Origin of the sequence: Mesorhizobium sp. M1348 (genome assembly GCF_040317925.1) — a bacterium.
Taxonomy (GTDB): domain Bacteria; phylum Pseudomonadota; class Alphaproteobacteria; order Rhizobiales; family Rhizobiaceae; genus Mesorhizobium.
Genome location: NZ_JAMYLH010000013.1, coordinates 1 through 21,753 on the forward strand (window position 1 = coordinate 1; position 21,753 = coordinate 21,753).

The window sequence follows — 21,753 nt, forward strand, 5'->3', positions numbered from 1 at the left end:
TCCAGGGGGGAGATCGGCAGCTTCGGGGACAGTGCCCCTTCTGCACCCTACGAGATTGGCGAAGCCGAGATGACAGCCAATCTCCCCACTAGAGGGGGGAGATGTCCGGCAGGACAGAGGGGGCGCGAAGGAACGCGACCTTGCAATTGGTTGGGCACGAGCTCGGGAAGCTGGCAATTCCTATTTTTTGTCACCGCAACGTATTTTGTTCTTGCTTTGTGCCGGCAGCTATGCTATCAATTTGGATATGGTGCTAATTAGCTCCAACGACCCGCCTTTGAGGCGGGTTTTGTGTTTCTGGGCCCGAGGTTGGCGGGACAGCGCCCCCCTCTGTCCTGCCGGACATCTCCCCCTCTAGTGGGGAGATTGGCAGCTCGGCGGCAGCACTTTTCGGCCGACGAAAGCGATTGCTCCAAGCTCGCTAGGTTCTGATCGCTTCCGCTGGACTCGCATCGTCCGGTGCCGGACAATACATCTTCATCGACTGAGTCCTTGTGAGGCGGCGCGAAAAAACCATGGCGGATGAGAGACTTCCACGCGATCCCTTGCTGCGCGAGGCCTATGCAAAGGCGTCGCGGGCGGAGCAGGCGGCGCGTCGGTTCATTCATCTGCGCGTGCATTCGGCCTATTCGCTGCTCGAAGGTGCCTTGCAGCTCGGCAAGATCGTCGGCCATGCGGTGCAGGACGAATGCCCGGCAATCGCCGTCACCGACACCAACAATCTGTTCGGCGCACTGGAATTCGCCCAGAAGGCGGTAAAGGACGGCATCCAGCCGATCATAGGCTGCCAGATCGACCTCGCCTTTTCCGGCGAGGCGAGCGACAGCCAGCGCGACCGCAGGCGGCAAGGGCCGGAGATGCGGCCGGTGGTGCTGATCGCCGCAACCGAGGCCGGCTACGGCAATCTGGTCAGGCTGGTAAGCCGCGTCTACCTCGAGACACCGCCCGGTGAAGCGGTGCATCTGACGAGCGAGATGCTGCAGGGCCATTCCGACGGTCTGATCTGCCTTACCGGCGGGCCGCGCGGTCCGATCGGCAATGCCTTGAAGGAGGACCGCCGCGAACTCGCCGAGACCCGGCTCCTGGCGCTCAAGGGCCTGTTCGGCGACCGGCTCTATGTCGAGCTTGAGCGGGTCTCCGGCTATGACCGCGCGATTGAGCAGTCGTCGGTCGACCTCGCCTACCGCCACGATCTGCCGCTGGTTGCCACCAACGAGGCGTTTTTCTTTTCTCGTGAAGACTATGAGGCGCATGACGCCCTGATCGCCATCGCCGAAGGCTCCGTGGTTGCAGCAGACAATCGCCGCCGCCTTTCGCCCGACCACTTCCTGAGAAGCCAGGCCGATATGGCGAGGCTGTTCGCCGACCTGCCGGAAGCAATCGACAACACCGTCGAGATCGCGCTGCGCTGCTCGTATTACCCGAAGACGCGCAATCCGATCCTGCCGCGCTTTGCCGGCCGCGATGTCGCCGACGCCGATGCTGCGGTCAAGGCGGAGGCGCAGGAGCTTGCCAGGCAGGCGCATGAAGGGCTGGAGGCGCGGCTGGCGGCGCATGGGCCGACGCCCGGCTATACAGTCGAGCAATATCGCGAGAGGCTGGATTTCGAGCTCGGCGTCATCGAGAAGATGAAATATCCCGGCTATTTCCTGATCGTCGCCGACTTCATCAAATGGGCCAAGGCGCAAGACATTCCGGTCGGGCCGGGCCGCGGATCGGGCGCCGGCTCGCTGGTCGCCTATGCCACCACCATCACCGACATCGATCCGCTGCGCTTTTCGCTGCTGTTCGAGCGCTTCCTCAATCCCGACCGCGTGTCGATGCCCGACTTCGACATCGACTTCTGCCAGGACCGGCGCGAGGAGGTCATCCGCTACGTCCAGCAGAAATACGGCCGCGACCAGGTCGGCCAGATCATCACCTTCGGGACGCTGCAGGCGCGCGCGGTGCTGCGCGACGTCGGCCGCGTGCTGCAGATGCCATATGGCCAGGTCGACAAGCTGAGCAAGATGGTGCCGTCGAACCCGGCCAATCCGGTCAAGCTCGCCGACGCCATCGCCAACGAGCCGCGCTTTGCCGAAGAGGCGGAGCGCGAGCCGATCGTGCAGACGCTGCTCGATACGGCGCAGAAGCTGGAAGGTCTTTATCGGCACGCCTCGACGCACGCCGCCGGCATCGTCATCGGCGACCGGCCGCTGTCGGAGCTGGTCCCGATGTACCGCGACCCGCGCTCGGACATGCCGGTCACGCAGTTCAACATGAAGTATGTCGAGCAGGCCGGGCTGGTGAAATTCGACTTCCTTGGCCTGAAGACGCTGACCGTGCTGGACAGAGCGGTCAAGCTGATCCGCCGCCGCGGCATCGAGATCGATCTCGCCCACATTCCGCTCGACGACCCGGAAACCTACGCCATGCTGTCGCGCGGCGAAGTGGTCGGCGTGTTCCAGGTGGAAAGCGCCGGCATGCGCAAGGCGCTGATCGGCATGCGGCCCGACTGTATCGAGGACATTATCGCGCTGGTTGCGCTCTACCGGCCGGGGCCGATGGAGAACATCCCGACCTACAACGCCAGAAAGCACGGCGAGGAGGAGATGGCGTCGATCCACCCGAAGATCGACCATCTCGTCAAGGAGACGCAAGGCGTCATCGTCTACCAGGAACAGGTGATGCAGATCGCGCAGGAGCTCTCCGGCTATTCGCTGGGCGAAGCCGATCTGCTGCGTCGCGCCATGGGCAAGAAGATCCGCGCCGAGATGGACAAGCAGCGCGAGCGCTTTGTTTCGGGTGCCGTCGAGCGCGGCGTCGGCAAGCCGCAAGCCGACTTCATCTTCGACCTGCTGGCAAAGTTTGCCGACTACGGTTTCAACAAATCGCATGCCGCCGCATATGCCGTCGTCTCCTACCAGACCGCCTATCTGAAGGCGCATTACCCGGTCGAATTCCTGGCCGCATCGATGACGCTCGACATGGGCAATACGGACAAGCTCGCCGATTTCCGCCAGGATGCGCTGCGCCTCGGCATCGAGGTGGTGGCGCCGTCGGTGATGACGTCGTTCCGGGATTTCGAGGTCGGCGAGAACCGCATTTTCTATTCGCTGGCCGCGCTCAAGGGCGTTGGCGATGCGGCGGTCGAGCACATCGTCGCCACGCGCGGCGAAAAACCGTTCAAGAGCCTCGCCGATTTCTGTGAAAGGGTCGATCCGAAGATCGTCGGCAAACGTGTCTTCGAAAGCCTGATCATGGCCGGCGCGCTCGACTGCTTCTGTCATGACCGCGCGGCGATGATGGCCGGCGTCGAGCGGATGATGGGACTGGCGTCGCTGGCGCAGCAGAATGCCGTCACCGGCCAGCACGACATCTTTGGCGCCTCGCTCGGCGCACAGTCGCAGGCGCTCAACCTGCCGGCGACCGAGCCCTGGCTCGCCGCCGACCGCCTGCACCGTGAATTCCAGGTGGTCGGGTTCTATCTCTCGGCGCATCCGCTCGACGAATACAAGGTGGCGCTGCAGAAAATGCGGGTGCAGACATGGGGCGAGTTTTCGGCCGCCGTCAAACGCGGTGCCGCCGCCGGCCGGCTCGCCGGCACGGTCACCACCAAGCAGGAACGCAAGACGCGCACCGGCAACAAGATGGGCGTCGTGCAGTTTTCCGACACGTCAGGCCAATATGAAGCGGTGCTGTTTTCCGAGGGACTGGCGCAATACCGCGACCTGCTCGAACCCGGCCGCTCTGTGGTCATCACCGTTTCGGCCGAGGACAGGCCGGAAGGCGTCAATCTGCGCATCCAGACCGTGCAGTCGCTGGAGGACGAGGCAAGTCGCGTCCAGAAAGCGTTGCGCATCTTCGTGCGCGACGCAGCACCGATCGGCACGCTTGCCGGCCAGCTTGCCGTGAAGGGCGAAGGACAGGTAAGCTTCGTGCTGATCAAGGATGACGGCCAGGGTGAGGTCGAGATCGAATTGCCCAGTCGCTATCGTATCTCGCCGCAGATCGCGTCGGCCATGCGCGCGGTGCCGGGCGTGGTTGAAGTGGAGCTGGTCTAAGAGTTAGCGCACGCTTATGAAGCGGCGATCTCCGCCGGTTGCGGAGCTCTCCGCTGCAGGTTGAGCAGATTACCCATGAGGATCAGCAGGGCGCCACCGGCGGTGAAGGCGTCGATCTGCTCGTGATAGAGCAGCCATCCGATCACCGCCGACAACGGCACGCGCAAAAAGTCCATTGGCGAGATGACCGTCGCATCGGCATAGACAAGTGCGCGGGCCATGCAGAAATGCGACGACATGCCGGTGAAGGCGATGAGCAGGATCCACGGCCAGAGCTCGAGCGGCGGGTTGCGCCATTCGTAAAGCGCCGGGACCAGGCCAAGCAGCGACTGGATGATCAGCATCCAGAAGATGATGCGCACGACGCTGTCCGTCCGCGTCAGCGACTTGACGAGGACCACCGAGACGCCGAAGCAGACCGCGGCTCCCAGCACGATGACATGTCCCGGATTGACCGCGCCGACGCCCGGACGCACGATGATCACAACGCCGATCAGCCCCAGCACGATCGCCGCGAGCCGTGGCCGGGAGAGCCTTTCGCCGAGGAAAGCGACCGCCAGCAGCGCGGTCCAGATCGGCGTCGTGAATTCGATCGAGATCAGTACCGCAAGCGGGATCAGCGTCAGAGCGTAGAGCCAGGCAGCCTGGCCGGTATAGTGGACGACGTTGCGGGCGATATGGGCCAGCGGACGCCCGGTGCGCATCGCCGCAAAACCGCCTGACATCATGACCAGCGGCAACAGGATGAAAAAGCCGATCACCGAGCGCAGCTCGAGGACCTGGAAGACGTTGAGTTCGGCCGTCGTGGCGCGGCCGGCCACCGACATCGCCAGGAACGAGGCGATCGACAGCGCCATCCAGAACGCGGCCTTGGGGATCGAGGGTGCGGGTACCATGCGGCTATGTCGCAAGCCGGAGCGCTCATCGCAACCGCTAGCCGACGCATTCGGCTGGGCCAGCCGTGAAGCGTTGCAAACAGTGATGTTGAAGCCGGAACCCTCGGCTGAGGGAAGCGTTGGTCGGTCAGTGTTTGCGTGCTGTGTTTTGGATACCAACCAGGAGCGGTCCGATGAAATCACTTGCACGATTTGTACTTGCCGGCTGCCTGACCGCCGGGGCTGGCGCAGCGCATGCCGACGATCCGGATTTTCTTCGCTCATTCCAGGGGAATTTCGCCGGCAAGGGCATCGTCAAGGTCACCACCGATGCCCCGACGGTGAATGTCTCCTGTCATTTCAATTCCGACGCGACGTCGAGCTCATTGTCGCTCGACGGCAGCTGCCGTGGTCTGATCGTGGTGACGCGCGCCATCAGCGCGGATCTAAAGTCCAGCGGGACGAAGTATACCGGCACCTATGTCGGATCGCGCACCGGGCCGGCGCAACTGAGCGGCAGCCGTTCCGGCAACGCTATCAATCTCGGCATCCGTTGGGCCAAGGAGGTCAATGGCGATCGCACGGCGCAAATGAAGGTCGAGAAGAACGGCGAGGACGGCATGCGCCTGACCGTCGTCGATACCGATCCGAAAACCGGCAAGAGTGTGGTGACCACCCGGATCGATCTGCGGCGCACCTGACTATCACTCCTCGACCGGTTCGGGCGGATGGGCGTCGCGGCCCTTGCCGAAGGTATAGCCGGTCTCCACCGCCCTGCGGCCGAACTTGCCGCGCAGCGTGTCGATGGCGCCTTCGGCCATGGCGCGCTTGCGTGACTGGACGTCGACCAGATCGGGCGGGTCCGCCCGGTCATCGTCGGAGAGATCGCTGACGCCAATGCCGAGCAGCCGGTATTTCGTGCCATCCGCTTCCTTGCGCAGCAGCTCGAGCGCGGTCTGAAAGATGCGGTCGGCCAGCCGGGTCGGATCGCCGAGCTGGCGATTGCGCGTGCGGATTTTGAAATCCTGGGTCTTCAGCTTGAGGACGACGGTGCGTCCGGCAATGCCGGATTTCTTCAGCCGGGCCGAGACGTTTTCCGACAGCGCCCTCAGCACCGAAACCAATTCGTCGACGGAGGCGATGTCGGTGTCGAAAGTGGTTTCCGCCGAGACGCTTTTCGCGTCCTGGTCGGGAACGACGCGACGGTCGTCCTCGCCGCGCGAAAGCCGGTAGAGCCGGTCGCCCATCACGCCGTAGCGGCGCATCAGGTCGCCGCGTTCCATGCGCTGCAGCTGGCCGATGGTGCGGATGCCGTCGCGCTCGAGCGTGGCGGCAAAGGCCTTGCCGACCCCCCAGATCAGCGTCACCGGCTGCTCAGCCAGGAAGCCGATAGCCTCGGCCTCGCCGATCACCGAAAAGCCGCGCGGCTTGCGGAAGTCCGACGCCACCTTGGCCAGGAACTTGCAGTAGGAAAGGCCCGCCGAAACGGTGATGCCGATCTCCTTTTCCACGCTGAGTGCGAAGCGCGCCAGCACCACCGCAGGCGGCAGGCCATGCAGGCGCTCGGTGCCGGCGAGGTCGACAAAGGCCTCGTCGATCGAGAGCGGCTCGACCAGCGGCGTCAGCGCCTGCATCATGGCGCGCACCTCGCGGCCGACGCGGACGTATTTTTCCATGTCCGGCGGGAGGACCACCGCTTCCGGGCAGGCTTCGAGCGCCTTGAACATCGGCATTGCCGAGCGCACGCCATGGATGCGGGCGATGTAGCAGGCGGTGGATACGACGCCACGCTTGCCGCCGCCGATGATCAATGGCCGGTCCTTCAACGCCGGGTTGTCGCGCTTTTCGACCGCCGCGTAGAATGCGTCGCAATCGATATGGGCAAGGCGCAGCCGGTAGAGCTCCGGATGGCGGGCGAGCCGTGGACTGCCGCAGCGCTCGCAACGGCGTGCCTCGCTGCGCTGAAAACTCAGGCAGTCGCGGCAAAAACCGTGTTCGGGATTGTTGACAGGGGCCGCCATCGCTGCGAACATAAAGAGAACAAATGCAATGGTACGTCAGGACGGACGCCACGACAAGGCGGTGGGCCGGGAGAGAGCTCATGAATACGACCATAGCGCCGCTAGTGCCCGAGCTTTGGGCGGATTTCGAAGATCTTTTCGGTAAGCAAGGCGCCTGCTACGGCTGCTGGTGCACACATTTCCGGCTGTCGCCGGCAGCGCGCCGCGCGAGCAACCGGGAGCGGAACAAGGATCATATCAAGGCCCGGATCGAGGCCGGGCCACCACCCGGTCTGCTGGCCTTCGAGGGTGGTCAGGCGGTCGGCTGGATGCAGATCGGCCCGCGCGCCGACGTGCCCGAGTGGAACAATAAGGGCAGGGGGTCGGCTCCCGTCGACCCAGCCGATGCGACCGATCCGGGTGTCTGGGCGATCTCCTGTTTCTTCATCCGGACCAAGGCGCGGGGTAGGGGCGTGTCGCACCGTCTGGTCGCGGGCGGCATCGAGTTCGCCCGCCAGAACGGCGCGCGGCTGATCGAAGCCTGCCCGATGGATCTGTCGAAGGATTCGCGCTCGATCGGCCTCTTCGTCGGCTCATCGCGGGTCTTCGAAAAGGCCGGGTTCCAGCGGCTGGTCGAACGCAAGCCGGGCCGGCCGCTGGTGCGACTGGTGCTGTAACAGCCGCCGCAGCACATAGGCCTTCTCTTGCGGCTGTGATGGTATTTGCCTACCAGTGATAGAACGGCTTGAGGGCCGCGATTAAGTGAGGATCGACATGAAGCGCGTTTTGCCACTTGTTTTACTTCTTGCCTGCAGCGCACCGGCCTTCGGCCAAGCGGTCGACAGGCAAGGCGCGAAGCAGCTTTCCGACGATCTGGCGCACTACATCGGCAAGAAGCTGTTCGATATCGGGTTCGTGAAAATTTCAGTCGACGGCGATGCCTACAAGCTCGCTTTCGACTTCAAACCAGTCACGGATTTGATGGCAAAGCAGCAAGCCTTCAAGTTCGACGTCACGCCTTACTTCATCTTGGTCAAGCCACGCAAAGATGGACACTGGGACGTTTCGGCGGACGTGTCCCCGAAGGGGTCTATCGATTTCGTTGGCCCTGAGGGGGCGCAGCACATCGACTTCTCCGTGTCGGACAACAAGTTCGCCGGAGTTTATGACCCCGACCTGGCCGCTTTCGCGAGCGCGACCGGTTCGATGGCTGGCATGACGATGACCACCCGAGAGCCCAAGCAGCAGGCGGATGTCACGGTCGGTCCTGGCACTGCCGTAATAGTTTCGACCAAATCCGCAAATGGCGGCATCGATTTCACCGTGACGGAAAAAATAACAAACTTCGCCGAAACGATCAAAGTCAACGATCCCAAAAGTGGGTTGAGTTTTCCGGCTGCTGTAAAAGCGCCTGAACTTTCCGTGGATGCGGCCGGCAAGGGTTTGCGGACAAAGCCGCTGCTCGACCTGCTTGCTTTCATCGTGGCGACTGACGATGCAGCCAAATTCAAGGCGGATGAGGCGGAGTTCAAATCGCTTCTGACGGCAGCACTGCCATTGTGGGAGCGGATCGACGGCACCTACGGCTTCAAGGACTTTGTGGTGGAGAGTCCGGTTGGCAAGTTCGGTGCGACGCAAATGAATACCGCCGTCGGCATGGACGGCATCGCCAAGAACGGCAAGATCAACTACGCGTTCAAGGTTTCCGGCCTTACAATACCGCAGCAGGTGCTGCCCAGCTGGAGCGTTGCATTGCTGCCGACGGATATCGACATCAACTTCGGCGGCGCCAACATCGATCTGGACAGCATGGCGAAGAAAACCATCCAAACCCTTGATTTCAGCAAGGATCCACCGCTGCCGGCAGATTTCGGCAACCAGATCTCCGCCGATTTCCTGGCCAAGACGCCAAAGGCCATTCTCGGACACAGCACGATCAAGAACGGCAACATCGAGATTGCGATGGAAGGCGAGATGACCTTCCCCGGCAAGAAGCCGCGTGCGGATGTGACAATCGACATCACCGGCTACGATAAGATCGTGGAGACCTTGCAGACGGCGGCGAAGACGGACCCGCAGGCCGCGCAGTATTTCACCGGCGCGCTGGCGATCAAAGGGTTTGGCAAGACGCTGCCGGACGGCCGGCTTGAATGGGTGATCAACACCAAGGCCGACGGTTCAGTGATGGTCAACGGCGCCATGCTGAAGCCGGCCGACCCCATTGGGACGGACGACAGTGGGGAAGAGGCAACGCCATAAAGTATCAGCACTGGCCCGTCGTCGGCGGCAAGTTCTTCGATCTATCCGCTGTCTCGGGATCGCCGCTTATATCGAATGCTCATGATTGTCGTCGCCGAGCGGGAGCGCCCGCAATGCCTTGCCGACTGCGGCGGGTGGCGTTCCGGTCTCCTCGGAAAAACGCATCAGCGTCGGCTCGTGGGCGAGGATGAACTGCAGCACGCCGGCCAGGAATCCCGGCTCGCCGGCGGCCCGGCGGATGGAATGGGCTTCGATGCCGGTGATCGCCAGGAAACGGGGCAGAAGTTCCGGATCGGCGGCGACGAAGCCCAACGCCTTTACGGCAATCGTTTCCGCTTCCTCGCGCATTGACGCTGGGTTTGCCATCGCTACCTTCCTTCGTGGGCGGAATCGTTCTGTTTTCGCAGTAGTGGCAAGTGTTGCCGGCAGCAAGCTCGCCGACCTGGAATCCGAACGCTTTTCGGGCGGCCGGTTTCCGTTTCGTCAATCATATTGCCGTATAGTGGGAACAGGTTTGGTGCGTGCCGACAAGGAGCGCATGACGGCACCCTTCGAGTGGAAGGCCAGCCGGGACGGGAAATCGATGCCAAAGAAGGTTATGATCGTCGAGGACAACGAGCTCAACATGAAGCTCTTTCGCGACCTGATCGAAGCGAGCGGCTACGAGACGGTGCGTACACGCAACGGCCTGGAAGCGCTGGATCTGGCGCGGCAGCACAGGCCGGACCTCATCCTGATGGACATTCAGCTGCCTGAAGTGTCGGGCCTTGAGGTCACCAAATGGCTGAAGGAGGACGACGATCTCCACGTCATCCCGGTCATCGCCGTCACCGCCTTCGCGATGAAGGGCGACGAGGAGCGCATCCGCCAGGGCGGCTGTGAGGCCTATATCTCCAAGCCGATCTCGGTGCCGCGTTTCATCGAGACCATCAAATCCTACCTGGGCGATGCCTGATGCGCCTTTCCAGCCGAGCCGGAGCTTTGTGAAATGACCGCGCGGATCCTCGTCGTCGACGACATCCCAGCAAATGTCAGGCTGCTGGAGGTTCGGCTGCTCGCCGAATATTTCGAGGTTCTGACCGCCACCAACGGGCCGGATGCGATCGAGATCTGCGAGAACGGCAAGGTCGACGTCGTGCTGCTCGACGTGATGATGCCCGACATGGACGGGTTCGAGGTCTGCCGGCGGCTGAAGGGCGACCCGGCGACATCGCACATCCCGGTCGTGATGATCACCGCCCTCGACCAGGTTTCGGACCGGGTGCGCGGCCTCGAGGCCGGCGCCGACGATTTTTTGACCAAGCCGGTCAACGATCTGCAGTTGATGACGCGCGTCAAGAGCCTGGTCAGGCTGAAGTCGCTCACCGACGAGCTGCGGCTGCGCGCCTCGACGACACGCAATATCGGCATCGAGGAGCTTTTGAGCCGCAACTTCGCTACCGACGACGCGGTGCCGAAGGTCCTGCTGGTCGACGAACGCAAATCCTCGTTCGAGCGCATCCAGAAGATGCTGCGCGGCAGTGCCGATCTCGACGTCGCCAACGATCCGCATGCCGGCTTCTTCCAGGCCGCCGAGCAGCCGTATGAATGCGTGATGATCTCGACGGCCTTCGCCGATTTCGACCCGCTGAGGCTCTGCTCGCAATTGCGCTCGCTCGATCGCACCCGTTTCCTGCCGATCATCCTTCTGGCGGACGAGGGCGAGGAGGGGCGTATCATCCGCGGCCTCGAACTCGGCATCAACGACTATCTGATGCGGCCGATCGACCAGCAGGAGCTGACGGCGCGGCTGCGTACGCAGGTGCGCCGCAAGCGCTACAACGACCAGCTTCGCGCCAGCGTCACCCAGACCATCGAGATGGCGGTGACCGATGCCCTGACCGGCCTGCACAACCGCCGCTATCTCGACAGCCATTTGCAGACGCTGTTCGACCGCGCCGTGGCACGGCGCCGGCCGCTATCGGTGATGATCACGGATCTGGACCGCTTCAAGAGCATCAACGACGCGCATGGCCATGACGGTGGCGACGACGTGCTGCGCGAATTCGCGCGGCGGCTGCGCAAGAATGTGCGCGGCATCGATCTAGCCTGCCGCTTCGGCGGCGAGGAGTTCGTCGTGGTCATGCCGGACACCGACGGCGCGGTAGCCGAAAAGGTCGCCGAGCGCATTCGCGCCGAAATCGCCCAACTGCCGTTTGCCGTCGGCACCGAAGGCAAGGCCGTCGAAGTCACCGTCAGCGTCGGCGTGTCGTCGGTGCTAAAGGGGCTAGACACGGTCTCCGCGCTGATGAAACGCGCCGACCTCGCGCTCTACGAAGCCAAGAGCGGCGGCCGCAATCGCGTCGTCGCCAAGGCGGCTTAGCACCGAACACCAATTGGCCAGTCAACGCGACAAGGTTACGAATTTACCTTAATCCAAGCGATTTGCGAGGCTTGGTTAAGAAACGGTTGATTTCCATAAGTTGTTGCGCAAATGTGCAGCCCTTAGACGTAACCGGCACGAGGCTAGATCGCCGGTTCGACCCGAAGAATACCCCATGATGCTCAGGTCCGCCGCATCTCCTGGGTCCGTGGGGTCGGCCGGCCGGCGCTGGCACATAGTGGCCTCCTCGTACCGCTGCCAAACGCCGGCCGGCCCCCAATTTTCAAAACACATCAGGATTCTGCGCCAATATCCGGAAAATATTGGCTTTTTTGTCGTGGCAGATAGACCGCCCCTTGATCCGCACGCTGGGGGCGGGTGCGAATGTGCCTGCAGCCGATTGACAGGGCCTGTCTTCTATGCCGAAATTGGTTGGACCATTGAGCCATTTGTGACCCGTTGGCATGACCGAATTCGGCCTTTCCCCCATACAGGCAACTGCTCGCGACGACGCGGTGCTCAAGGCGCTGGCCGGCTTTGTGATGCGCGAAGCCCTCGGGCCCGGCCAGAGACTGCCGACCGAACGCATCCTTGCCGAGCGCCTCAAGGTGAGCCGCAACACCGTGCGCGAGGCGCTGACGCGCTGGGAAGGGCTCGGCCTGGTCGAACGCCGGCAAGGCAGCGGCACCTATCTCAAGGGAGTGGTCTCGCTGGACATGCTGCACATGCCGCTGACGCTGGCCGGCGGCAATGATTTCACCAGCCTGATGCAGACGCTGGAAATCCGCCGGGCACTGGAAGCGGAAGCCGCCGCCCTGTGCGCCGTTCGCGCGGGCCAGGCCGAGATCGCCGAGATCGCGCGCAAGCTCGACATTATGGAGCAGGCCTTCCACGCGCGCGCCGGCATGTCGGCGGAGGAGGACTGGGAATTCCACCAGTCGATCTATCGCACGTCCGGCAATCCGCTGTTCGAGCAGATCATCGCCGCCATGCACGAACTGTTCCATCGTTTCTGGGAGCATCCGCTTGGCGTTCGTGATTTCGGCCACGCCAGCTTTCCTTACCACCGTACGATCTACGAACGCATCGCCGCGCACGATCCGGAGGGAGCCCGGGCCGAGGCGCTCAAGCTGATCGCCACCGTCGAGGACGATCTGAAGCGCGGTGCGGCCAAACTCAAACTTTCAGGCGAGAAATGAGCGACCATTCCGCCGATTTCGAAAACGACTATCTCGCCGAGGCGGCGACGCTTCTCGCCCATGACGAGCCTTTCCCCGGCGGTGCGGTGGTACCGCCGATCTACCAGACTTCGCTCTTCACCTTCGCCAATTATGCCGAGATGGCCGACACATTCGCCGGCAGGCGACGCCAGCCGATCTATTCGCGCGGCGACAACCCGACGGTCATGGAGTTCGAGGCGCGTGTCGCCGCTCTCGAAGGGGCGGAGGCCGCGCGCGGCTTTTCCAGTGGCATGGCAGCGATCAGCGCCACGGTGCTTGCTTTCGTCGGTGCCGGCGAGCGCATGGTCGTCGTGCGCAATTGCTACGGCGACGCCTATAGGCTGTTCGAACGGCTGTTGCCGCGGCTCAACATCAAGGTGGACTATGTCGACGGTTCCGATCCGGACGCGGTCGCGGCAGCACTTCCCGGCGCCAAGCTGCTTTACCTGGAAAGCCCGACGTCGATGATGTTCGAGCTTCAGGACATAACCCATCTGGCACGGCTGGCCAAAGAGCAGGGCATCGTCACCACGATCGACAATTCCTGGGCGACCCCGGTGTTCCAGAAGCCGATTTCGCACGGTGTCGACCTGGTGCTGCATTCGGCTTCGAAATATCTCGGCGGCCACAGCGATACCGTCGCCGGTGTGGTGGCCGGTTCGGCGGCCCATATTCGACACATCAACGAGCAGACCTATTCCTACCTCGGCGGCAAACTTTCGCCTTTCGAGGCCTGGCTGTTGCTGCGTGGCCTGCGCACATTGCCGCTGCGGTTGCCGCATCACATGAAGAGCGGGCTGACCATCGCCGAACGGCTGAAGGCGCATGGCAATGTCGAGCGGGTCAACCACCCGGCCTATTCCAACCATCCAGGCAAGGCGACGCTTGCCGGCTATGCCGGGCTGTTCTCATTCGAGGTGACGGAAGACGTTGACATCCCGGCTTTCGTCGATGCGCTGAAACTCTTTCGCATCGGCGTCAGCTGGGGCGGCCATGAGAGCCTGGTCGTTCCGGCAAAGGCCTCGCTCGAGCAGACGCCGGGCCTGAATTCGATGGCGCGCTTCGGCGTCAGCCCCCGAACCATCCGCTTCAGTGTCGGATTGGAGAGTGTCGAAGACCTGTGGGCGGATGTTGCCCAGGCCTTCGACAGAGCAAAAAGATAAAAGGAGCCGTTCAAAATGGGAGTGCTGAACATGAAAAAACTGAGCATCCTTCTTGGTGCCGTCGCGGGTCTTGCGATTTCCGCCGGCAGCGTGCTGGCCGATTCCACGGTCAAGATGGTCGAGGTCATCACCAGTCCGCCGCGTACCGAATTCCTCAAGAAGCAGATCGCCGAGTTCGAGACGGCCAATCCGGGCGTCAAGATCGAGCTGGTATCGCTGCCCTGGGGCCAGGCATTCGAGAAATTCCTCACCATGGTGCAGGCCGGCGACACGCCCGACATCGTCGAGATGCCGGAACGCTGGATGGGTCTCTATGCGACCAACGGCCAGCTCGAGGATCTCGGGCCATACATGTCCAAATGGGACGATGCCAAAACGCTGGGCGAACGTGCCAAGCAGTTCGGCTCGACGGTCGACAACAAGCAGTACATGATCCCTTACGGCTATTACCTGAACGCGCTGTTCTGGAACAAGAAGCTGTTCAAAGAGGGCGGCCTGGACGGTCCGCCGGCGACGCTCGATGAATTCGTCGAAGACTCCAAGAAGATCTCGGCGATACCGGGCAAATATGGCTACTGCCTGCGCGGCGGCCCGGGCGCCTTCAACGGCATGCATATGTTCATGAACATCGCCGCCGGCAAGGGCGGCTATTTCAACGAGGACGGCACCTCGACCATCAACGAGGAAGGCTCGGTCAAGGGCCTGCAGATGCTCGCCGACATGTACAAGAACGGCCTGGCGCCGAAAGATGCGGTGAGCTGGGGTTTTAACGAGACCGTCACCGGCTTCTACAGCGGCACCTGCGCCATGCTGAACCAGGATCCCGACGCGCTGCTCGGCATCGCCGACAAGATGAGCGCCGACGACTTCGCCGTGGCGCCGATGCCGGTCGGGCCGAGCGGCAAATCCTATCCGACGCTCGGTTATGCCGGCTGGGCGATGTTCGCCAATTCCCAGCACAAGGACGATGCGTGGAAGCTGATGGCGACGCTGTTGTCGCCCAAGGACAATCTGGAATGGGCAAAGGAAGTCGGCGTCATTCCGATCCACAACGGCGCCGACCAGGACGCTCACTTCAGGACGGAGCAATTCAAAGGCTGGTTCGAGGAACTGAACAACGGCGACAAATACGAGATGGTGACGCCTCCGACGCATCTGGAAAATCTCGGCAATTTCGTCGACCAGGTGGCGATCAAGAATTTTCAGGAAGTGCTGCTTGGTCAGAAGGCGGCCAAGGACGTGGCCGACGAATGGGCCAAGTTCCTGACCAAGGAACAGCAGGATTGGATGGCCAAGAACAAGAAATAGCTTTCCTCCCTTCTCCCCGTTCACGCGGAAAAGGTGTCACGAAGTGACGGATGAGGGGCGGCGCCAACCCGACTTGGCTCGCGCTGCCTCTCATCTGCCTGCCGGCATCTTCTCCCCGTAAACGGGGAAGGCGCTGTCGCCAGCCCATGCTTGTTCCAGGAGACGATCCAGCACCAATGACCTACGCCGTGTCCGAAATACGATCCGCCGGCAGGCCGCGAAAGAAGCGGCTATCCCATGCTGCGATCGAGCCCTGGCTCTATCTCAGCCCGGCGATCGTGCTGCTGGTCGTCGTGCTCTTGGTGCCACTGGTTATCGGTATCGGTTACTCGTTCCGCAAATTCTCCGCTTTCAAATCCGAATATGTCGGGCTTGGGCAGTATCAGGCGATGCTGTCGGATCCCGTGCTCGGGCAGGCGCTCGTCAACACGCTGTGGTGGACGGCAGCCAGCCTGTTCTTCCAATTCTTCCTGGGACTTGGCCTGGCGCTGCTGCTCGACACACCGTTCCGGGGCAGAAAGATCGTACAGGCCGTGGTCTTCCTGCCCTGGGCGGTGCCGTCCTTCCTCTCCGGCCTGACCTGGGCCTGGCTGTTCAATCCGATCATCGGGCCGCTGCCGCATTGGCTCTACGCATTGGGGCTGAAAGCCGAGCCTACCAACGTGCTCTCCGATCCGTCGACCGCCATGTGGGGGCCGATCGTCGCCAATGTCTGGTTCGGCATTCCCTTTTTTGCCATCACGCTTTTGGCGGCGCTGAAGTCGATCCCGTCGGAATTGCATGAGGCGGCGGCGATCGACGGCGCCTCGCCGTGGCAGCGCTTCACCAAGGTGACGCTGCCGTTCCTGGCGCCGACCATCGTCATTACCGTCATGCTGCGCACGATATGGATCGCCACCTTCGCCGACCTGATCTTCGTCATGACCGAAGGCGGGCCTGCCGGTTCGACGGCCACGGTGCCGGTCTATATCTATGTCAGCGCGTTCAAGTCGCTGGACAAGGGCTATGCCTCGGCTGTGGCGGTGCTGCTGCTCGTGCTGCTCATCGTCTATGCGGTTGCGCTGATCGGCATCCGCCGTTCGCTGGTAAGGCACGTCTGATGATTGCCGGACGTTCCGCTTCCTCGCGCGTTGTCGGCGGCATCGGCCTTTACGGCGCCATCGGTGCCTACATGGCCTTCGCGCTGTTCCCGATCTTCTGGACATTGAAGATCTCGGTCACGCCCGAGCGGCTGCTCTATTCCGAAGGCATCACTTTCTGGCCCTCGCAAACGACGCTGCAGAACTTCATCACTGTGCTCGAAGCCACCGATTTCCCGCGTTACTTCCTGAACAGCGTTATCGTTTCGGTGTCGACGGCAGCCTTCGTAACGGTCATTGCCACGCTTGCCGGCTACGCCATGTCGCGATTTTCCTTCCGCGGCAAGGCGACCCTGGCCATCCTGCTTTTGCTCACCCAGACTTTTCCGCTGGTGATGGTCATTCCGCCGATCTACCGCATCATGGGACAGATCGGCCTCATCAACAGCCTGACCGGCCTCGTCGTCATCTACACCGCGTTCAATACGGCCTTTGCGACCTTCCTGATGCAATCCTTCTTCGACGGCATCCCGCGAGACCTGGAAGAGGCAGCCATGATCGACGGCTGCACGCGCCTGCAGGCAATGCGCAAGGTGATCGTGCCGCTGACGCTGCCCGGTATGGGCGCGACGCTCGGCTTCGTCTTTACCGCCGCCTGGAGCGAGTTGCTGTTTGCGCTGATGTTGATTTCCAGCGACGACCAGAAGACTTTCGCGGTCGGCTTGCTCACCTATATCGGCAAATTCGCGGTCGACTGGGGACAGATGATGGCGGCTTCCATCCTGGCGCTGATCCCGGTCTGCGTCTTCTTTGCCTTCCTGCAACGCTACCTCGTCACCGGCCTTACCGCCGGTGCCGTCAAGGGATAGATCGATGGCCTCCGTCACACTCGACAAAGTCCGCAAAGACTATGGAGCCGTGCGCGTCCTGCACGCGGTCGATCTCGAAATCGCCGACGGTGAGTTCGTCGTTCTGGTCGGCCCGTCCGGCTGTGGGAAATCGACCCTGCTACGCATGATCGCCGGGCTGGAGGAAGTCTCCGACGGGGAGATCCATATTGGCGAGCGCCTAGTCAACGACATCGCGCCAAAGGACCGCGACATTGCCATGGTATTCCAGTCCTACGCGCTCTATCCGCACATGGACGTGTCGAAAAACATGGGTTTCAGCCTGATGCTGAGGAAGGCCGGCAAGCCGGCGATCGATGCAAGGGTGGACAGTGCTGCCAAGCGGCTCGGGCTCGATGCGCTTCTGCAGCGCCTGCCGCGGCAATTGTCCGGCGGCCAGCGTCAGCGCGTCGCCATGGGACGGGCCATCGTGCGCGACCCGAAGGTCTTTCTCTTCGACGAGCCGCTTTCGAACCTCGACGCCAAGCTGCGCGTCCACATGCGCGCCGAGATCAAGGCGCTGCACCAGCAACTGAAGACCACTTCGGTCTATGTCACCCACGACCAGACCGAAGCAATGACAATGGCCGACCGCATCGTCGTCATGCATGACGGCCTCGTCCAGCAGGTCGGTGCGCCGCTCGATCTGTACGACCGGCCGGTCAACATGTTCGTCGCCGGGTTCATCGGCTCGCCCGGCATGAATTTTCTGCCTGCCGTGGTTGAAAAGGGCGCCAAGCCGGATGCCATCCTGGCCGACGGCCAGAAGCTGAGGCTGCCGGACGGCCTGCCGCTCAGGGATGGCGATGCGATCACCGTCGGCTTGCGGCCCGAGCATATCCGGCTCGCCAATAATGGCCCGCTGAAAGGCGAGGTGGGTGTCGTGGAGCCGCTCGGCCTGTCGACCCAGTTCTATGCCAGGCTTGCCGGCCAGCAGGTCTGCGTGTTTGCCATGGGCCGGGCCAGCGTGAAGCCGGGTGAGGCCGTGCGCCTGTCGGCTGATCCGGCATCGCTGCATCTGTTCGATCCGGCTAGCGGCGGTCGCATCGGCTAGTCCTGTATTCCCGAAACGAAAAACGCCGCCCGGAGGGCGGCGATTCGGTACTGCGAGAGAAAACCCGATTACTTGATCTTGGTTTCCTTGAATTCGACGTGCTTCTTGGCGACCGGATCGTATTTGCGGAACGACAGCTTGTCCGTCTTGGTGCGGCTGTTCTTGCTGGTCACGTAGAAGAAACCGGTGTCGGCGGTCGACAGAAGCTTGATCTTGATGTTTGCGGCTTTGGCCATGATGTTCGTCCGTTAATGTTCGTGGAGTTTTGGCCGCTGGAGCACGGGGAAACACCCGGACGCGGGAAACTTGCCGCGACACATAAAGAACGCGCCCGGAAAGTCAACCCTTGTCCAGGTTCTGTGTCGTAAGCAGATGAGTTGTCCGGATTAGGTAGCACATGAGTTGTCCGGGTTTATTGCCAGCCGATGGAGGCTGGGGATGAAGCGGACAATTGATGTGCTACCAAAACCCGACAACTTGATTGGCTGCCGACGGCCGCGGGAGGCTCCTGTGTGCCTTCGGCCGTCCTAAGCAGGCTCCGGGTGGCGTCTCAGTTTGAATGCTGGCTATGAGTATCGAGCGATGGACGGCTGATCGATCACCCAAAGCCAGTTCCCGTCACTTTGCCGGCGAGCGATTTCCGCAGTCACGGTGCCATCGGCAAGGCGCGTGGACGTAAGCGCCAAATCCCCGTTGATGATAGTCGGACGCTGATCTCCGAGATCAAACTTTCGTCCCGCTGCCACCAACTTGGCGTAAAATCGGCTGATGGCGTCTCTGCCGCAGGCCAACTGTCCGTTGCCGGTATCGAGGACGGCACCGGGTTCGTAAAGAGCAGCCATTCCTTCCGCGTCTCCCGCTTGCTCGCGAGAAACCAATAGCCGCGCCAGGTCCTGGGGATCGCTTGCCGGTTTGCGGTTTGCTTCATCATTCATTGGCAGGCTTCCTGACAGCCAAATTCAAACCGAGATACGACCAGATTCCGGTCACTCCGCCGCGACGGTTTCCGGCCGCATCGCCTTCTTCCAATCTCCCGTCGTGTTCCACCAGCGGTTCGGGTTGGTGCGATCGTCGAGACCCTTGGAGCGGCTGGCAAGCAGTGGCTGAATGCGGATCACCGGTTCCTGATAGCTGTGAACCTGGTAAATCGCTTCGACGACGCGAGCGGCGAGCTTCTGGTCGTCAGGCAGTTCGAACGACACCTCGACAGTGCCCGGCCGCATGCGTAATTCCGTTTCGGCGCCGGCGGCGGCACCTTCAAGTGGCCGGTAGCGTTCGATGCCGTCCGCCGACTGAAAGGCATTGCTGTCATATTTGCCCATTCTGAGCGGTGCGATCGCGACGACCGCCTCCATAATGCGGTCGACATCGGCTGCCGGTGCCTGAAAGGTCACCAGCAGCAGCAATTCCATCCGCAGCGATTTCGTTTCAAAGCCACTGTCGATCATCCGAGGTCTCCCTGCTTATGCACTTTGAGGGAGCATATACTCGAGCCCTCCTGACATGGTTGTGTCAGTAGTTGGTCAGCAGTGGGAGTGATGTCGGCAGCGGGGCCTGCTCAGAGGATTTTGCGGAGCAGCCTGGTGCCGACCAGCACGATATAGCAGGCGAAGAACAGGCCGAGCGCCCAACCGAAGCCCGACGGCCCGAAAGCGTCCATGCCGATGCCGATTGCCTGCGGGCCAAGCACCATTCCGACACCGTAGCAAAGCACGAAGGCGGCATTGGCGGAGGCCAATTCGTGGCCGGAAAGCTGCGAGCCGAGATGCGCCAGACCGATTGTGTACATGGCAGCGACCACACCGCCCCAGACGAACAGAAGCGCTGCCATCAAATGCCAGTTCTGCGCGAAGAACGGCATGAAGACCGTGCCTGCAAGCCCGACAGTGGCACAGGCCATCAGCAGATAGCGGCGGTCGCTGACGCGGTCGCTGATCATGCCGATGGGGATTTGCAACAGCACGTTGCCGAGGCCGATCATGGTGAGCAACAGGGCTGCGTCCGCTTCGGAGTAGCCGATGCGGTTGCCGTAGACCGGGAACAGGGCAAAGCCGCCGGTCTCGACCGCGCCGAACACCAGCACGGCGGCGGTCGCCGTCGGCACCAGCCAGATGTAACGCAGGAAATTGCTGGTTTCGCCGTCGGAGACGATCGTCGGGCTTTCGTTGCGCGCCGCCAGAACCGGTATGGCAGCCAGCGTTACCAGCGCGATGGTGACGCCGAAGGGCAGGAAACCGCTGCTGCCGAGATGAGCGAACAGCCATGGCCCGGCGGCAAAGCCGAGTGACAGCACTGTGGCATAGATGCCGAGGACGAGGCCGCGTCGGTGCGGCGGCGCCGAGGTGCTGATCCAGAATTCCGACAGGATGAACAGCACCGTCAGCGCGATATGCAGGAGCACGCGCAACGGAAACCACATCCAGAAGGCTGGTGCGAAATGGAAACCGACAAAGGCCAGCGCCCCGGCCGCAATCATGGCAAGCATCGTCCAGGCGACCCCGAACCGCATGGCGAGTGGGGTGGCGAGCGGCGCGCCGGCGATCGACGCGAGGCCGGCGACCGCGGTGTTGAGACCGATCATCGACGCGGAGTGGCCACGCGTTTCCAGGATCACGCTGAGCAGTGGCATGCCGAGGCCGATGGCAATGCCGACGACGCTGATCGACGAGATCGCCGCAACCATCGGCAGCCAGTGTACGCGTTCCTCGACCTCTCGCTGGGTATCCACTGTCATGAAATGCCTGGCTGCTCTAGAGAATTTCGCGGACGAAGCGATTGCGGACAAGCCGGTAGAACGGCACGGGACCGCCGGGGCTCAGCAGCGGATCCCGAGCGAGCCGCGTTTCCAGCTCCTCCAGGACCGTGCGCGTGATGTCTGGAATATCGGCTTGCCTGGCCTTGGCCAGCGGCAGCCAAACGACGTCCTCCAACTCGTCGGTCGGACCGCCATCCGGCAGCTCCACGGCGACGTCGTCGCGCCATGCGGCGAGAAAGCGCGTATCGAAGCGGCGCACCCGATTGGGCGGTGTGATGGCGCGGGCGATGAAGCGCAGCGCTTGCAGCGACGGCATGACGCCGTACTCGACAAAGCCCTGCCAGTCGCGCTTGGCGCTCGCGAAGGCGCCTTTTTGGCCGATCAGCAGGCCGGCCTCCTCATAGGTTTCGCGGATTGCCGACAGAGCAATGGCGCGGGCGCGGACAGGGCTGGTGCGGCCGCTGCCGGCGGTCAACCTCGCTTCGTCCTCGGGATGAAGTGCGCTGGCTACGGGGATGCGGCTGTCGGCCGGATCGGTGCGGCCGCCCGGAAACACGAACTTTCCCGGCATGAAGGCATGACGGGCGTGGCGCCGGCCCATCAGCACCAGGAACTCATCGCCCTTGCGGTCGAGCAGGATCAGCGTCGCGGCGTCGCGCGGGCGTATAGGCTTGGCCTCGAGCGCGACCCGCTCAACCTTGTCGACTTCCGCCTTGGTCACAACGTCCATGCGCTCGACCTAGCGGAA

General features: G+C 62.5%; 20 protein-coding genes. 12 read left to right on the top strand and 8 right to left on the bottom strand.

Translation table 11 applies throughout. The features are described from left to right. The first annotated feature begins 515 nt into the window (after positions 1-515). A complete protein-coding gene (dnaE, locus tag NKH13_RS20880; RefSeq protein WP_352914167.1) occupies positions 516-4,043 on the top strand; it encodes a DNA polymerase III subunit alpha in 3,528 nt (1,175 codons plus the stop codon). Between the two features lie 14 nt (positions 4,044-4,057). On the opposite strand, the gene NKH13_RS20885 is transcribed toward dnaE, so the two are convergent. Continuing rightward, the gene (locus NKH13_RS20885; protein WP_352720908.1) at positions 4,058-4,939 is read right to left on the bottom strand and encodes a DMT family transporter; all 882 of its coding nucleotides are present in this window, start codon (positions 4,937-4,939) and stop codon (positions 4,058-4,060) included. Between the two features lie 173 nt (positions 4,940-5,112). Between NKH13_RS20885 and NKH13_RS20890 the strand changes: the two genes are divergently transcribed. After that, the gene (locus NKH13_RS20890; RefSeq protein WP_352720910.1) at positions 5,113-5,619 is read left to right on the top strand and encodes a hypothetical protein; all 507 of its coding nucleotides are present in this window, start codon (positions 5,113-5,115) and stop codon (positions 5,617-5,619) included. A 3-nt stretch (positions 5,620-5,622) separates the two neighbouring features. Here the strand turns inward: NKH13_RS20890 and NKH13_RS20895 are convergent, their stop codons facing one another. Continuing rightward, positions 5,623-6,951, bottom strand: a complete 1,329-nt coding sequence (locus NKH13_RS20895; RefSeq protein WP_352720911.1) for a DNA polymerase IV — start codon at positions 6,949-6,951, stop codon at positions 5,623-5,625. A gap of 68 nt (positions 6,952-7,019) precedes the next feature. On the opposite strand from NKH13_RS20895, the gene NKH13_RS20900 reads away from it, so the two are divergent. Next, positions 7,020-7,595 (top strand): GNAT family N-acetyltransferase, encoded by a 576-nt coding sequence (locus NKH13_RS20900; protein ID WP_352720913.1) that lies wholly within the window; start codon positions 7,020-7,022, stop codon positions 7,593-7,595. Positions 7,596-7,692: 97 nt separating this feature from the next. Beyond that, positions 7,693-9,177: a hypothetical protein gene (locus NKH13_RS20905; RefSeq protein ID WP_352720915.1), complete on the top strand. Its 1,485-nt coding sequence runs from the start codon at positions 7,693-7,695 to the stop codon at positions 9,175-9,177. 66 nt (positions 9,178-9,243) lie between these two features. Here the strand turns inward: NKH13_RS20905 and NKH13_RS20910 are convergent, their stop codons facing one another. Further along, positions 9,244-9,543, bottom strand: a complete 300-nt coding sequence (locus tag NKH13_RS20910; RefSeq protein ID WP_352914172.1) for a DUF3572 domain-containing protein — start codon at positions 9,541-9,543, stop codon at positions 9,244-9,246. A 172-nt stretch (positions 9,544-9,715) separates the two neighbouring features. Between NKH13_RS20910 and NKH13_RS20915 the strand changes: the two genes are divergently transcribed. The 8 genes from NKH13_RS20915 to NKH13_RS20950 all read left to right on the top strand — a co-directional run bounded on the left by NKH13_RS20915 (position 9,716) and on the right by NKH13_RS20950 (position 18,250). Further along, positions 9,716-10,132 carry a response regulator gene (locus tag NKH13_RS20915; RefSeq protein ID WP_348625950.1) on the top strand — a complete coding sequence of 139 codons (417 nt, stop codon included), beginning with the start codon at positions 9,716-9,718 and terminating at the stop codon, positions 10,130-10,132. 33 nt (positions 10,133-10,165) lie between these two features. Beyond that, positions 10,166-11,539 (top strand): PleD family two-component system response regulator, encoded by a 1,374-nt coding sequence (locus NKH13_RS20920; RefSeq protein WP_352720919.1) that lies wholly within the window; start codon positions 10,166-10,168, stop codon positions 11,537-11,539. Positions 11,540-12,003: 464 nt separating this feature from the next. Further along, a complete protein-coding gene (locus NKH13_RS20925; protein ID WP_352466359.1) occupies positions 12,004-12,738 on the top strand; it encodes a FadR/GntR family transcriptional regulator in 735 nt (244 codons plus the stop codon). After that, the gene (locus tag NKH13_RS20930; protein WP_352466360.1) at positions 12,735-13,922 is read left to right on the top strand and encodes a PLP-dependent transferase; all 1,188 of its coding nucleotides are present in this window, start codon (positions 12,735-12,737) and stop codon (positions 13,920-13,922) included. The genes NKH13_RS20925 and NKH13_RS20930 overlap by 4 nt, the downstream gene beginning before the upstream one ends. Positions 13,923-13,952: 30 nt before the next feature. Beyond that, complete coding sequence (locus NKH13_RS20935) at positions 13,953-15,230, top strand: ABC transporter substrate-binding protein (RefSeq protein WP_352720923.1); 1,278 nt, start codon at positions 13,953-13,955, stop codon at positions 15,228-15,230. Positions 15,231-15,406: 176 nt separating this feature from the next. Further along, positions 15,407-16,330, top strand: a complete 924-nt coding sequence (locus NKH13_RS20940) for a carbohydrate ABC transporter permease (RefSeq protein ID WP_352720925.1) — start codon at positions 15,407-15,409, stop codon at positions 16,328-16,330. Further along, positions 16,330-17,178: a carbohydrate ABC transporter permease gene (locus tag NKH13_RS20945; protein WP_352720926.1), complete on the top strand. Its 849-nt coding sequence runs from the start codon at positions 16,330-16,332 to the stop codon at positions 17,176-17,178. Before NKH13_RS20940 ends, NKH13_RS20945 begins: the two co-directional genes overlap by 1 nt. A gap of 4 nt (positions 17,179-17,182) precedes the next feature. Further along, positions 17,183-18,250 (top strand): ABC transporter ATP-binding protein, encoded by a 1,068-nt coding sequence (locus tag NKH13_RS20950; RefSeq protein WP_352914176.1) that lies wholly within the window; start codon positions 17,183-17,185, stop codon positions 18,248-18,250. A 68-nt stretch (positions 18,251-18,318) separates the two neighbouring features. Here the strand turns inward: NKH13_RS20950 and rpmG are convergent, their stop codons facing one another. From rpmG to NKH13_RS20975, 5 genes are all read right to left on the bottom strand, one after another. Next, positions 18,319-18,486: a 50S ribosomal protein L33 gene (gene rpmG / locus NKH13_RS20955; RefSeq protein WP_006201775.1), complete on the bottom strand. Its 168-nt coding sequence runs from the start codon at positions 18,484-18,486 to the stop codon at positions 18,319-18,321. 330 nt (positions 18,487-18,816) lie between these two features. Continuing rightward, the gene (locus NKH13_RS20960; RefSeq protein ID WP_352720930.1) at positions 18,817-19,185 is read right to left on the bottom strand and encodes a YybH family protein; all 369 of its coding nucleotides are present in this window, start codon (positions 19,183-19,185) and stop codon (positions 18,817-18,819) included. Positions 19,186-19,236: 51 nt separating this feature from the next. Further along, a complete protein-coding gene (locus NKH13_RS20965; protein WP_352720932.1) occupies positions 19,237-19,698 on the bottom strand; it encodes a YqfO family protein in 462 nt (153 codons plus the stop codon). A 110-nt stretch (positions 19,699-19,808) separates the two neighbouring features. Next, positions 19,809-20,984, bottom strand: coding sequence for an MFS transporter (locus tag NKH13_RS20970; protein ID WP_352667885.1), 1,176 nt, complete (start codon positions 20,982-20,984; stop codon positions 19,809-19,811). Positions 20,985-21,000: 16 nt separating this feature from the next. Further along, positions 21,001-21,735, bottom strand: coding sequence for an NUDIX hydrolase (locus tag NKH13_RS20975; protein WP_352720934.1), 735 nt, complete (start codon positions 21,733-21,735; stop codon positions 21,001-21,003). Positions 21,736-21,753: the final 18 nt, after the last annotated feature.

What these genes read in the sequence shown, in the direction of transcription:
- dnaE (WP_352914167.1), top strand. Translation starts at nt 516, where the DNA reads ATGGCGGATGAGAGACTTCCACGCGATCCCTTGCTGCGCGAGGCCTAT.
- NKH13_RS20885 (WP_352720908.1), bottom strand. Translation starts at nt 4,939, where the DNA reads ATGGTACCCGCACCCTCGATCCCCAAGGCCGCGTTCTGGATGGCGCTG.
- NKH13_RS20890 (WP_352720910.1), top strand. Translation starts at nt 5,113, where the DNA reads ATGAAATCACTTGCACGATTTGTACTTGCCGGCTGCCTGACCGCCGGG.
- NKH13_RS20895 (WP_352720911.1), bottom strand. Translation starts at nt 6,951, where the DNA reads ATGTTCGCAGCGATGGCGGCCCCTGTCAACAATCCCGAACACGGTTTT.
- NKH13_RS20900 (WP_352720913.1), top strand. Translation starts at nt 7,020, where the DNA reads ATGAATACGACCATAGCGCCGCTAGTGCCCGAGCTTTGGGCGGATTTC.
- NKH13_RS20905 (WP_352720915.1), top strand. Translation starts at nt 7,693, where the DNA reads ATGAAGCGCGTTTTGCCACTTGTTTTACTTCTTGCCTGCAGCGCACCG.
- NKH13_RS20910 (WP_352914172.1), bottom strand. Translation starts at nt 9,543, where the DNA reads ATGGCAAACCCAGCGTCAATGCGCGAGGAAGCGGAAACGATTGCCGTA.
- NKH13_RS20915 (WP_348625950.1), top strand. Translation starts at nt 9,716, where the DNA reads ATGACGGCACCCTTCGAGTGGAAGGCCAGCCGGGACGGGAAATCGATG.
- NKH13_RS20920 (WP_352720919.1), top strand. Translation starts at nt 10,166, where the DNA reads ATGACCGCGCGGATCCTCGTCGTCGACGACATCCCAGCAAATGTCAGG.
- NKH13_RS20925 (WP_352466359.1), top strand. Translation starts at nt 12,004, where the DNA reads ATGACCGAATTCGGCCTTTCCCCCATACAGGCAACTGCTCGCGACGAC.
- NKH13_RS20930 (WP_352466360.1), top strand. Translation starts at nt 12,735, where the DNA reads ATGAGCGACCATTCCGCCGATTTCGAAAACGACTATCTCGCCGAGGCG.
- NKH13_RS20935 (WP_352720923.1), top strand. Translation starts at nt 13,953, where the DNA reads ATGAAAAAACTGAGCATCCTTCTTGGTGCCGTCGCGGGTCTTGCGATT.
- NKH13_RS20940 (WP_352720925.1), top strand. Translation starts at nt 15,407, where the DNA reads ATGACCTACGCCGTGTCCGAAATACGATCCGCCGGCAGGCCGCGAAAG.
- NKH13_RS20945 (WP_352720926.1), top strand. Translation starts at nt 16,330, where the DNA reads ATGATTGCCGGACGTTCCGCTTCCTCGCGCGTTGTCGGCGGCATCGGC.
- NKH13_RS20950 (WP_352914176.1), top strand. Translation starts at nt 17,183, where the DNA reads ATGGCCTCCGTCACACTCGACAAAGTCCGCAAAGACTATGGAGCCGTG.
- rpmG (WP_006201775.1), bottom strand. Translation starts at nt 18,486, where the DNA reads ATGGCCAAAGCCGCAAACATCAAGATCAAGCTTCTGTCGACCGCCGAC.
- NKH13_RS20960 (WP_352720930.1), bottom strand. Translation starts at nt 19,185, where the DNA reads ATGAATGATGAAGCAAACCGCAAACCGGCAAGCGATCCCCAGGACCTG.
- NKH13_RS20965 (WP_352720932.1), bottom strand. Translation starts at nt 19,698, where the DNA reads ATGATCGACAGTGGCTTTGAAACGAAATCGCTGCGGATGGAATTGCTG.
- NKH13_RS20970 (WP_352667885.1), bottom strand. Translation starts at nt 20,984, where the DNA reads ATGACAGTGGATACCCAGCGAGAGGTCGAGGAACGCGTACACTGGCTG.
- NKH13_RS20975 (WP_352720934.1), bottom strand. Translation starts at nt 21,735, where the DNA reads ATGGACGTTGTGACCAAGGCGGAAGTCGACAAGGTTGAGCGGGTCGCG.